The organism is Amycolatopsis anabasis, from assembly GCF_009765355.1.
GTDB classification, from domain to species: domain Bacteria; phylum Actinomycetota; class Actinomycetes; order Mycobacteriales; family Pseudonocardiaceae; genus Amycolatopsis; species Amycolatopsis anabasis.
Window position 1 is genome coordinate 183,639 of the sequence record NZ_VTHK01000014.1, and the last position, 11,898, is coordinate 195,536.

Consider the following 11,898-nt stretch of genomic DNA (forward strand, 5'->3'; position numbering starts at 1 on the left):
CGCAATGTAACACCAAGCTCGCGGAAAACCACGATTGACTTGTTAGATCTAACGGCTAACGTGTGATCTATGACGGGTCCCTGCATCGTGGGAGTGGACTGCTCCACCACCGGCGTGAAGGCCGTGGTCTTCGACGCGGCGGGGGAGTGCGTCGCGCAGGGCCGGGCGGACCTCGAGCTGTCCATGCCGCATCCGGGCCGGCACGAGCAGGATCCCGCCGCGTGGTGGACCGGCACCCTCGACGCGTTGCGGGGTGCGCTCGCCACGGTCGAGAAGTCCCGGGTGGCCGCGATCGCGGTCTCGCACCAGCGGGAGTCCTTCGCCTGCCTGCGGGCCGACAGGACGCCGTTGCGTCCGGCGGTGCTCTGGCTGGATTCCCGCGCGGGCGACCAGGTCGTCGCGTACGGCGCGGACTGGGTGCACGAGCTGACCGGCAAACCGCCGGACGTCACCCCGGCGCTGTACAAGCTGCTGTGGCTGCGCGAACACGAACCATCCACTCTGGACTCCGCGGCGCGTGTGGTGGATGTGGCGGCATACCTGCTGCACGAGCTGACCGGGCGCTGGGTGACCAGCTGGGGCAGCGCGGACCCGTTGGGGCTGCTGGACATGCGCACCTTCCGCTACGCGCCGGAAGTGCTGGCGCTGACCGGACTGCGCGAGGACCAGCTGCCGGAGCTGGTGGCTCCCGGTGCGGTCGTCGGCACCCTGACCGACGGCCTCGCCGCCGAACTCGGCCTGAACCCAGTGCCGGTCGTGGCTTCGGTGGGCGACGGCCAGGCCGCCGGGCTCGGGGCGAACGTGCTCGACGCCGACGCCGCCTACCTGAACCTGGGCACCGCGATCGTGTCCGGCACGCACGCGGACGAATACCGCCACGCGAAGGCGTTCCGCACCCTGGCGAGCCCGCTGGCCGGGGCGTACACACTGGAAACGCTGCTGTCCTCGGGCACCTACCTGGTGCGCTGGTTCGTGCGGCGGTTCGGCGGGAACCCGAGCGGGGTGCCGGACCCGGAGTTGCAGGCGGCCGTCGCGGAGCTGCCACCGGGCGCGGACGGCCTGCTCACCCTGCCGTACTGGAACTGCGCGCAGACCCCGCACTGGGATCCGTTCGCCAGCGGCGCGGTGATCGGCTGGCGCGGTGTGCACGGACCGGAACACCTGTACCGCTCGCTGCTGGAGGCCGTGGCGTTCGAACTGCGCGTGCAGGCCGAGGGCGTGCACGCCGAACGGGGCACGCCGATCCGGCGCTACTTCGCCATGGGCGGCGGTTCGACGAGTCCACTGTGGACGCAGATGATCGCGGACGTGACCGGGGCCGCGGTGACCGTGTGCGCGGACACCGAGACCACGGCACTCGGCGCGGCGGTGCAGGGGGCCGCCGCGCTCGGCTTGCACGGGGGTTCCGGGCACGACGCCGTGCGGGCGTCGGCCGCGGCGATGGCCCGGTTCGCGCACACCGTCGAACCGGGCCTGAATGCCGCGCCCTATGAGCCGTTGTTCGAGATCTACCAAGGGTTGTACGAGCAGCTCGCGCAAACGTTTGCGGCGCTGCACGAGCTGCGGGAGGCGGGTTGACCGGGGAAACGATCACGATTCTCGGCGCGGGGGCGATGGGCGCCGCGCTGACCACACCCGCCGCCGAACGCGGGCACGAGGTGCGGTTGTGGGGGACCTGGCTGGACGACGACCTCCTGGCCGCCGTCACCCGCGGTGATCCGCATCCCCGGCTGGGGGTGCGGCTGGACCGCCGGACGCGGATCTACCGGTCCGGCGAACTGGCCGCCGCCCTGGACGGCGCCACGCTGGTGGTGCTCGCGGTGTCCTCGGACGGCGTGCTCGGGGTCGCCCGGCTGGTGGCCGGCCACCTGCCGCCCGGGGTGCCGGTGCTGCTCACCACCAAGGGGTTCGGGCGGTGCGCCGACGGCGGTGTGCGGCTGCTGCCGGAACTGCTGTCCGGGATCCTGCCCGTGCTGAACCCGCTGGTGGTCGCCGGCGGGCCGGGCAAGGCCAACGAGGTCGCGGCGGGGCGGCCGACCGCGGCCGCGTTCGCGTCCCGGGACGAGGGCGCGCTGCTGCGGGCCGCGGCGGTGCTCGGCGGTGCGGCCTACCGCGTCGAGCTGCTGTCCGATGTGGACGGCCTGGAGGTGGCCGCGGCGATGAAGAACGTGTACGCGATCGCGCTCGGCATCAGCGACGGCCTCACCGAGCGGGACGAACAGCCCTGGCACAACCTCAAGGCCGCGCTCTTCGCGCGGGCGGTGCGGGAGATGTCGACGCTGGCCACCGTGCTCGGCGGCTCTCCGGCCACCGTGACCGGGCTGCCGGGCGTGGGCGATCTGGAGGTGACCGGGCTGTCCGGGCGGAACAAGGTCTACGGCGCGCGGATCGGCGCGGGCGAGCACCCGGCCGAGGCCCTGGCCGCGATGCGGGCGGCCGGGCAGACGGTCGAGGGGGTACCGGCGTCGGAGCTGGCCGAGGACCTGACCGCCGAACTGCTCGGCTGCGAACTGGTGGAACTCGCGGATTTCACCTTGTTGCGCGCGTTGCGCCTGGTGCTGGCCGGTGGCGCCGACGCGGCGCGGGTGCTGGCCGAGGCGGCGCTGCCCGGGGTGCCGCGATGAGGGCGGCGATCTTCCGGGGCCCGGGTGAGCTGGCGATCGAGGAGGTGCCCGAGGCGCCACCCGGCCCCGGGGAACTGACCGTCGAGGTGCGGGCCGCGGTCACCTGCGGCACCGACCTCAAGTCGTACCGGCGCGGCCACCCCAAACTGTTCCCGGAGTTGCCCGCGCGGTTCGGACACGAGTTCGCGGGCGTGGTCGGCGCGGTCGGGCCCGGGGTCACCGGGTGGGCGCCGGGGATGCGCGTGGTCGCCGCGAACACCGCGCCCTGCGCCTCCTGCTGGGCGTGCACGCGGGGCCGGGAAAGCCTGTGCGAGAACCTGGAGTTCCTCAACGGCGCGTTCGCCGAGCAGGTCACCATCCCGGCCGCCATCGTCGCCCGGAACACCTACCGGCTGCCCGGGCACGTGTCGTTCGCCTCGGCCGCGCCGCTGGAGCCGCTCGCGTGCGTGGTGCACGGGATGGCGGAGAGCGGCATCGAGCTGGGCGACACCGTGGTCGTCCACGGCGCGGGCCCGATCGGGTTGATGTTCGTGCGGCTGGCCGGATCGCGCGGGGCGCGGGTGGTCGCGGTGGACGCCTCGCCGGTGCGGCTGGCCGCGGCGGCGGAGTTCGGCGCGCACTCCACAGTGGACATCTCCGGACTCGGCGCGGCGGAACGGATCGAGGCGATCCGGGCCGAAACCGAGTCCGGGCGCGGGGCCGACGTGGCGATCGAGGCGGCCGGGCTGGCGCCGGTGTGGGAGCAGGCGGTGGCCAGCCTCCGGCCGGGCGGCACCGCGGTGCTGTTCGGCGGGCCGAAGCCGGGCAGCGAGGTCCGGCTCGACCCGGTCGCCATGCACTACGGCGAGTACACCCTCAAGGGCGTCTTCCACCACACGCCCCGGCACGTCCAGACCGCGTTGCGGCTACTGGAATCCGGCGCCCTCGACGGTTCCGCCCTGATCTCCGGGGAACGTCCCCTGGAGTCCCTTGTGGACAGTCTGGAGGACATGGCGGCGGGACGGGGGAACAAGTACCTCCTCGTGCCGTGATCCGTAAGGAAACCGAGTGCTGGGGTCGTGAGTGTTTGGGCCGGTTAGAACCGGCCGGAACACTCACGACCCCCAAGACTCGGTCACCTTGGCGGACGTGCTGCTACTCGCCTTCCAGGTCGCCTTCGAGGCGGAGGTAGACCTCGCGGAGCTGGGCGAGGGTGTCCGGGTCGGGTTCGGCCCACAGGCCGCGGTCGGCGGCCTCGGTGAGCCGTTCGATGATCCCGCGCAGCGCCCACGGATTGGCCTTGGTCAGGAACTCCTGGTTCTCCGCGTCCAGCACGTACGACTCGGACAGCTTCTGGTACATCCAGTCGTCGACCACCCCGGCGGTCGCGTCGAAGCCGAACAGGTAGTCCACCGTCGCGGCGAGTTCGAACGCGCCCTTGTACCCGTGCTTGCGCATCGCCGAAAGCCACCGCGGGTTCACCACCCGGGCCCGGAAAACCCGCGCGGTCTCCTCGCCGAGCGTGCGCGTGCGCACCGCGTCCGGGGACGTGCTGTCGCCGACATACGCCGCCGGGGCCTGCCCGGTGAGCGCGCGGACCGTGGCGACCATCCCGCCGTGGTACTGGAAGTAGTCGTCCGAATCGGCGATGTCGTGTTCCCGGGTGTCGGTGTTCTTCGCCGCGACCACGATCCGCCGGTACGAACTCTCCATGTCCTCGCGCGCGGGCCGTCCGTCCAGGTCGCGGCCGTAGGCGTACCCGCCCCACACCGCGTACACCTCGGCCAGGTCCGCGTCGTCGCGCCAGTTCCCGGAGTCCATCAACGGCAGCAGCCCCGCGCCGTACGCCCCCGGCTTCGAACCGAAGATCCGCGTGGTGGCACGGCGTTCGTCGCCGTGCGCGGCCAGATCGGCCCGCGCGTGGGCCCGCACGAAGTTCTCCGCTTCCGGCTCGTCCAGCCCGGCGACCAGCCGCACCGCGTCGTCCAGCAGGTTCACCACGTGCGGGAACGCGTCGCGGAAGAACCCGCTGATCCGGATGGTCACGTCGATCCGCGGGCGCCCGAGTTCGGCCGGCGGGATCGGTTCGATACCGGTGATGCGCCGGGACGCCTCGTCCCACACCGGCTGCACCCCGAGCAGCGCGAGCACCTCGGCCGCGTCGTCGCCGGAGGTGCGCATCGCGGACGTGCCCCACACCGACAGCCCGACCGAACGCGGCCAGTCGCCGGTGTCCTCGCGGTAGCGGCGCAGCAGCGAATCCGCGAGCGCCTGACCGGTCTCCCAAGCGAGGCGGCTGGGGATTGCCTTCGGGTCGACGGTGTAGAAGTTGCGGCCGGTGGGCAGCACGTTCACCAAGCCGCGCAACGGGGAACCGCTCGGACCCGCGGCGATGTAGCCGCCGTCCAGCGCGTGCAGCACCGCGTCGAGTTCGGCGTCGGTACCGGCCAGCCGCGGCACGATCTCGGTCGCCGCGAACTCCAGCACCCGTGCCACGGATTCGTGCGGGGCGCCGAGGATCTCGGTGCACACGCCCGGCACCGCATCCGGTGCCCACGCCCGCGACTCCATCGCCTCGACCAGCGCCCGCGCGGTCGATTCGACGGAGTCCACTTCGGACGTTGCCGCGTCTTCCTTGAGCCCCAGCGCGGAACGCAGCCCGGGTACCGCACCCGCGGTGCCGCCCCACATCTGCTGGGCCCGCAGCATCGCGAGCACCAGGTTCACCCGCGCCTCGCCGGTCGGCGCCTCGCCGAGGATGTGCAGCCCGTCCCGGATCTGCGCGTCCTTGACCTCGCACAGCCAGCCGTCGATGTGCAGCAGGAAGTCGTCGAACTCCGCGTCGTGCGGGCGTTCGGCGACGCCGAGGTCGTGGTCCAGCTTCGCGGCCTGGATCAGCGTCCAGATCTGCGCCCGGATCGCCGGGAGCTTCGCCGGGTCCATCGCCGCGATGTTCGCGTGCTCGTCGAGCAACTGCTCCAGCCGCGCCAGGTCGCCGTAGCTCTCCGCCCGCGCCATCGGCGGGATGAGGTGGTCGACGATCGTGGCGTGCGCGCGCCGTTTCGCCTGCGCGCCCTCGCCGGGATCGTTGATCAGGAACGGGTAGATCAGTGGCAGGTTGCCCAGCACCGCGTCCGGGGCGCAGGCGGGGGACAGGCCCGCGGTCTTGCCGGGCAGCCATTCCAGCGAGCCGTGCTTGCCCAGGTGCACCACGGCGTGCGCGCCGAACTCCTCCTCCAGCCACCGGTACGCGGCGAGGTAGTGGTGGCTCGGCGGCAGGTCCGGGTTGTGGTAGATCGCCACCGGATTCTCCCCGAACCCGCGCGGCGGCTGGATCATCAGCACCACGTTGCCCGCCTGCAGCGAGGCGAGCACGATGTCGCCGTTGTCGACGTACAGCTCGCCGGGCGCGGGACCCCAGTGCTCTTCCATCTCCTCGCGCAGCGCGGCGGGCAGCGCGTCGAACCACTCCCGGTACCGGGCCGCCGGGACGCGGATCGGGTTCCCCGCGAGCTGTTCCTCGGTGAGCCATTCCGGATCCTGCCCGCCCGCCGCGATCAGCGCGTGGATCAGCGCGTCCCCGTCGGGCTGGTCGGTTCCGGTGGGCTCCACGCCGGGGAACGGCTCCGCCCCGAGGTCGTAGCCCCGATCCCGCATGAGCCGCAGCAGTTTCACCGCGGACGCCGGGGTGTCCAGGCCGACCGCGTTGCCGACCCGGGAGTGCTTGGTCGGGTAGGCGGAGAGCATCAGCGCGATCCGGCGCTCGGGAGGCGGGGTGTGCCGCAGCCGGGCGTGCGCGAGCGCGATCCCGGCGACCCGGGCGGCGCGTTCGGCGTCGGGCTGGTAGCGCGGCAGGCCGTCGTCGTCGATCTCCTTGAACGAGAAGGGAACCGTGATCAGCCGACCGTCGAATTCGGGCACCGCCATCTGGTTCCCGGCGTCCATCGGGGACAGCCCCTCGTCGTTGCCCTCCCAGGTCTCCCGGTCGCTGGTCAGGCAGAGCGCCTGCAGGGTCGGGATGTCCAGGGCGGCCAGTTCGGCCACGTCCCAGGCTTCGTCGTCGCCGCCCGCGCCCGCCTCGGACGGCCGGGTGCCGCCCGCCGCGAGCACGGTCACCAGCAACGCGTCGGCCAGCCGCAGCTCGGCCATCATCTCCGGTTCGCGGTTGCGCAGGGAGGCGCAGAAGATCGGCAGCGCCTGCCCGCCCGCGTCTTCGATCGCTTTGGACAAGGAATCGATGAACTGGGTGTTCCCGGCCAGGTGGTGCGCGCGGTAGTAGAGGATCGCGACGACCGGCCCGTCGGTGCGGCGCCCGGGCCGGTCCAGCACGCCCCACGGTGGCTGCTCGACGGGCGGTTCGAAGCCGTCGCCGGTGAGCAGCAGCGTGTCGGACAGGAACCGGTACAGCTGGGTGAGGTTGTCCGGGCCGCCCTGGGCGAGGTAGGCGTGCGCCTCGGTGGCGATCCCGGCGGGCACGCTGGACAGCTTCATCAGCTCGGCGTTCGGCGCCTGCTCCCCGCCCAGCACGATCACGTGCGCCCCGCTCGCCCGGACCGCGTCCAGCCCCTCCGGCCAGGCGCGTTCGGAGCCGAGGATGCGCACGACGACGATCGGCGCCCCCGCCAGCAGTTCCGGAAGCTTGGCGAGATCCAGCCGGGCCGGATTGGCCAGCCGGTAGTCGCCTTCACTCGCACGCGCGCTGAGCAGATCGGTGTCCGAAGTGGACAGCAAGAGAATCACTGACGGGCTCCTGTCCAGGGGTGTCCTCGCCCCGGGTAGCAGTGCGCGCGGGCCGGAGTTCCTGGCTCCCGGATCGCTCCGGTCACAGTGGCGGGACCGCCCCGGATTCGCACCGGGTTCCTCCGCTCGCCCACGCGTTCGGGTCGCTGAACACTCTCCGGGAGCCGTTCGCGCGCGTCAAGGTGACGTATTCCGCCTACGCGGTCTGATCGCCGATTCGGGGGAACGGGGCGGTGGAGAAGATGACCTCCACCGCCACCTCGAAGTACTCCGCGATCCGCAGCGCGAGGTAGAGGCTGGGGCTGTACTCGCCCCGCTCCAGGTAACCGATCGTCTGGTAGTGCACGCCGAGCGCCTCGGCGAGCTGGCGGCGCGAGATCCCGCGCTCGGCGCGCAGCATGGCGATCCGGTTGTAGATGACCTCGCTCATGACCTAACCAATCCGCTGCATCGCCTTCTCGCGGCGCGCCGCCACGCTCGACCCGGACTCGCGGCGGGCCATCCTACGCAACACGATCGGCGCGATGATCAGCCCGGCCGCGGCCCAGAGACCCAGCACACCCAGGGTTTCCAGGTGCCGCCAGGATTCGCCGATCTCCACGGCCGCCAGGGAATCGGGCAGCAGGGCCGAGCGCATGCCGAGGCCCATCCAGTAGATCGGGAACACCTGCCCGACCCACTGCAGCCACTCCGGGAAGTGCGACAGCGGGTAGAAGATGCCCGAGGTCGCGGTGATCCCCATGATCGGCATCATGATCACGCCCATGTTGCGCGGGTTGGAGAACAGCGATCCGATGATCGCGCCCAGCGGCAGCGAGGCGATCAGCCCCAGCGCGAGCACCCAGGCCAGGGTCAGCCAGGTGCCCGGGCCGGTCTCCATCCCGTCGAACAGGAACAGGCTGGGCACCAGGGTCAGGATCAGGCCCACCAGCGTCTGGCCGGAAATCGAGACGATCTTCCCGATGAGGTAGCCCAGCATCCCGTCGGGCACGGCCTTCGCCCGCAGCAGGGTTCCGTCCTCGCGCTCGATGGTGAGGATCTGCGCGATGCCGAACAGGCCGTTGAACACGACGCCCGCGCCGAGCACGCCCGCCATGCTCATCGTGCCGATGGACAGCTCGGTGCCCGGCACCTTGGCGTCCCGCAGGAAGATCATCACGACCAGGAAGATCGCCGTGGGCAGCGCCAGCCCCAGCAGGTCGTCGGCATTGGTCATGGCCTGCCGGAACTCGATCCGGCCGCGGACCAACCCGGCGCGAATCGCGGCGCTGGTGGAGTTCGGGGTCATCGGCTCGCTCCTTCGAAGTCGCGCACCGCGGCGTAGGTGTCGCCGGATTCGGACTGCCGCACCAGGGCCATGTACGTGTCCTCCAGCGACGCCCGGTGCACCTCCAGGTCGGCGATCGATTCGCCGTACTGCTTGAACAGGTCGTGGACGTACCGGGTCGCCTCGGTCGTGGTGTGCACGAACCGCTGGCCGTCCCGGGTCCAGCGGATCTCGGCCTCGGTGGACATCCGGCGGGACAGCTCGTCGGCCGAACCGTCGGCGATGATCCGTCCCCCGGCCAGGATCAGGATGCGGTCGGCGAGCTTCTCCGCCTCGTCCAGATCGTGCGTGGTGAGCAGGATCGTGGTGTCCCCGGTGTCGGCGAGCCGGTGCACGAGGTCGTGGGACTCGCGCCGCGCCTCGGGGTCGAAGCCGGCGGTCGGCTCGTCCAGGAACAGCAGCTCCGGGCGGCCGACGATGCCGATCGCCACGTCCAGCCGCCGCCGCTGCCCGCCGGAGAGCTGCCGGACCTTCTTGTGCGCGTGCTGGGTCAGCCCGACCGCGGCCACCAGCTCGTCGGCGTCCCACGGCCGCCGGATCTGCGCGGTCGAGTAGCTCGCGTAGTAGAGCCCCAGGTGGGCGAGCAGCTCGCGCACCCGCCACTTGCCGTGGTCCCGCCAGGACTGCAGCACGACCCCCAGTCGCGCCCGCCAGTTCTCGTCGCCGTGCGCCGGGTCTGTCCCGAGCACCTCGACCTGGCCCGCCGAGCGCATCCGGAAGCCTTCCAGGATCTCGATCGTCGTCGTCTTCCCCGCCCCGTTCGGGCCGAGCAGCGCGACCACCTCGCCCCGCCGGGCCGTGAAGTCCACCCCGGTGAGGACGTCGTGGGAGCCGTACCGCATCCGCAGGTCACGCACGTCGAGCACGGTTTCCGCACCGGGTTCCGCGCGCGTGGTCTGGTCGGCACGCTCCTTGACGGTAGTCACAGACCTTCACCTCCCCATCTCATGTCTGCCGCGAAATGTAGCACACCTACTACATATCGATGCAGACCTCGAGAACAAGAGGGGCCGACGACGCGCTGCCGTCGGCCCCTACTCGCCGGGTCAGTGGGTCGCGGTGGCCCCGTTCGGCTGCCGCGGTCCCGGGCCGGGCGACCACCAGCCGGGCACGGTCTTCTGCCCGCGGATGATCTGCGGCGGCGCTCCCTCGGTGTACGGCTCGATCTGCTTGAGCTGGCCCCACGGCTGGGCGGGGTTGTTCTTGAGGAAGCTCGGCACCTCGGGTTCGTCGGCGACTTCTTCCAGCCACCCGTTCGGCCCGCCGCCGGCGCTGTTGGCCCAGTCGCCCTCGTTGGCCAGCGGGCCCGCGGTGATGCGGTAGGCGGGCAGCGCGGAGATGCCGTCGTGCGAGGTCACCGGGTTCATGCACGGGTAGACGAACGACGAGGGCCAGTCCATGTAGACCGGGGCGTTGCCGACGCGTTCGGTGAGCGTGGTGAACGACGGAACGCGGGGCGCGGTGACCGCGACCCAGCCGTCCTCGGTCAGATCGTCGTCCTTGGCCACCACGCGCGCGAGATTCACCTCGGGCGGCAGGTCGCCCAGTTCCAGGCGGACGTCGCCCCAGCTGCCGCTGCCCGCGCCGTTCCCGAGCACCGTGTACTTGCGGGCGATCTTGATCCCCTCGCCGGTTTTCGCGCCGAATTCGACCTCGACGCTGGTGGCCTTGCCGTGCGGCGAGTCCATGGCGACGACGATCTGCTTGCCCGCGCGCTCATCGGGCAGGGCGTACCAGTCGGTGCGCAGCCGCCCGGTGGGCTGGTTCGGGTCGTGCTGGTAGCTGCTCCACATCGGCACGGTCGACGGGGTGAACCCGTGCGGCGGCTTCTCCAGCGGATCCTCGTCCTTTGTGGACGTCGTGTGGAACCCGGTCTCGGTCTTCCCGGTGCCCTCGTCCGGGTCCGGCAGCTGCGGGTTCTGCTGGGGCGGGGTCGGCGGCTTGTCCTCCAGCACGGTGGCGCCCGCGGTGCCCGGGGCGGGCTGCAACACGCTGTCCACCGGATCGGTCTCCACCATCACGTGGTCGGACAGGTTGCAGCTCTTGCCGAACAGGTGCTCGACGTTCGCCGCGCCCAGGCTGTAACTGGTGCGCTGCTTCTGGATCGCCTTGGCCATGCTCGCGAACTCGAACGCGGCCACCAGGCCGCACACCACGACCAGGGACAGCGAGCCGAGTTTCAGCGCCCGGCTCCGGCCTTCCTGCGGCCCCGGCGGTCCGGGTCGCTGGGCGCGCACGTTCTCGATGAACGCGTAGATCGCCGCGATCCCCGCCGCCACCAGCAGCAGTGTCGCCAGCGAGAAACCCCCGATCGAGGGTGCCTTGTCGTACCACGGCACGCCGAGGTTCGACACGAACCAGTAGGCGTTCGGGCCGGTCGCGGCCAGGGCGGCGACCACGAGCAGCCCGGCGACGAACGCGGCCCGGTTGCGGTTGGACCGCAACACCGTCGAACTCGTCGCCAGCGCGGTCAACGCGGCCATCGCGGCGCCGACCGCCGCGAACGCGCCGAAGTGGTGCGTCCACTTGGTCGGGGTCAGCGCGAGCAGCAGGAAGAACAACGCGACCGTGCCGATCAACCGGCGGCTCGGGCCCAGCGCCGCACCGGGAATCCGGCCCCGCCGCAGCAGCACCACCAGGCAGGCCCCGGTGCACAGGATCAGCAGCAGCACCGGGAACCGGCGCGCGGCCGAACCGTCCGCGGTGTTGTTGAACAGGAGTTCGTACCGGGACAGTTCCTCGAACCAGGACAGGCTCGGGCCGACCTGGCTGCGCAGCCGGGTCGCCTCCTGCACGGTCGCGAACGTCTGGTCCGCGAAGATCACCACGAGCACCAGCAGGCCCGAACCGAGGATCGGCAGCAGCACCGACAGCCAGCCTTCGCGGGCGCGGGCGCGCAGCAGGTGGAACAGCGGTCGCGCGGCGACCAGGAACGGGGCCACCGCGATCAGCCCGGTCGGGGTCGCGGCGAGGGTGAACGCGGCGGCCAGCAGGCCGAGGTTCAGCGGCAGCAGCCGCCGGGTGACCAGGGCTCGTTCGACCGCGCAGATCGCCAGCAGCGAGCCGACCGCGGCGACCGGTTCCGGCCGGACGCCGTTGTTGTACGGCATCCACCAGACCAGGAACACCGCCGCGGCGGCCCAGCCCGCGGGCTTGCTCGCGCGGACCTGGCTGCCCAGCCGGGGCATCACTTCGCGGCTGATCAGCAGCCAGCTGATCACCCCGAGC

Annotated in this window: 8 protein-coding genes and 1 riboswitch; of the genes, 3 read left to right on the plus strand and 5 right to left on the minus strand. The window is 71.7% G+C overall.

Annotated elements, in window-relative coordinates; genetic code table 11:
• Positions 1-69 precede the first annotated feature (69 nt).
• The 3 genes from FXO23_RS20420 to FXO23_RS20430 are packed head-to-tail and all read left to right on the plus strand — an operon-like array spanning position 70 to position 3,655.
• Complete coding sequence (locus FXO23_RS20420) at positions 70-1,578, plus strand: xylulokinase (protein ID WP_158886959.1); 1,509 nt, start codon at positions 70-72, stop codon at positions 1,576-1,578.
• Complete coding sequence (locus tag FXO23_RS20425; RefSeq protein ID WP_218952104.1) at positions 1,575-2,624, plus strand: NAD(P)H-dependent glycerol-3-phosphate dehydrogenase; 1,050 nt, start codon at positions 1,575-1,577, stop codon at positions 2,622-2,624. The genes FXO23_RS20420 and FXO23_RS20425 overlap by 4 nt, the downstream gene beginning before the upstream one ends.
• Complete coding sequence (locus FXO23_RS20430; protein ID WP_158886960.1) at positions 2,621-3,655, plus strand: zinc-dependent alcohol dehydrogenase; 1,035 nt, start codon at positions 2,621-2,623, stop codon at positions 3,653-3,655. Before FXO23_RS20425 ends, FXO23_RS20430 begins: the two co-directional genes overlap by 4 nt.
• 103 nt (positions 3,656-3,758) lie before the next feature.
• Here the strand turns inward: FXO23_RS20430 and cobN are convergent, their stop codons facing one another.
• The 5 genes from cobN to FXO23_RS20455 all read right to left on the minus strand — a co-directional run.
• The gene (cobN, locus tag FXO23_RS20435; protein ID WP_158886961.1) at positions 3,759-7,343 is read right to left on the minus strand and encodes a cobaltochelatase subunit CobN; all 3,585 of its coding nucleotides are present in this window, start codon (positions 7,341-7,343) and stop codon (positions 3,759-3,761) included.
• A gap of 55 nt (positions 7,344-7,398) precedes the next feature.
• Positions 7,399-7,466, minus strand: a riboswitch (cobalamin riboswitch).
• Positions 7,467-7,539: 73 nt separating this feature from the next.
• Positions 7,540-7,773, minus strand: coding sequence for a helix-turn-helix transcriptional regulator (locus tag FXO23_RS20440; RefSeq protein ID WP_158886962.1), 234 nt, complete (start codon positions 7,771-7,773; stop codon positions 7,540-7,542).
• 3 nt (positions 7,774-7,776) lie between these two features.
• Entirely contained in the window at positions 7,777-8,631 is an 855-nt protein-coding gene (locus FXO23_RS20445; RefSeq protein WP_158886963.1) for an ABC transporter permease, read from the minus strand.
• Entirely contained in the window at positions 8,628-9,512 is an 885-nt protein-coding gene (locus tag FXO23_RS20450) for an ABC transporter ATP-binding protein (RefSeq protein ID WP_158886997.1), read from the minus strand. The genes FXO23_RS20445 and FXO23_RS20450 overlap by 4 nt, the downstream gene beginning before the upstream one ends.
• A gap of 204 nt (positions 9,513-9,716) precedes the next feature.
• A partial coding sequence (locus FXO23_RS20455) for an arabinosyltransferase domain-containing protein (RefSeq protein WP_246257579.1) occupies positions 9,717-11,898 on the minus strand: 2,182 nt, incomplete at its 5' end.

Excerpts from the sequence above, each read along its gene's own strand:
- FXO23_RS20420 (WP_158886959.1), top strand. The coding sequence starts at position 70 with ATGACGGGTCCCTGCATCGTGGGAGTGGACTGCTCCACCACCGGCGTG.
- FXO23_RS20430 (WP_158886960.1), top strand. The coding sequence starts at position 2,621 with ATGAGGGCGGCGATCTTCCGGGGCCCGGGTGAGCTGGCGATCGAGGAG.
- FXO23_RS20450 (WP_158886997.1), bottom strand. The coding sequence starts at position 9,512 with ATGCGGTACGGCTCCCACGACGTCCTCACCGGGGTGGACTTCACGGCC.
- FXO23_RS20445 (WP_158886963.1), bottom strand. The coding sequence starts at position 8,631 with ATGACCCCGAACTCCACCAGCGCCGCGATTCGCGCCGGGTTGGTCCGC.
- FXO23_RS20440 (WP_158886962.1), bottom strand. The coding sequence starts at position 7,773 with ATGAGCGAGGTCATCTACAACCGGATCGCCATGCTGCGCGCCGAGCGC.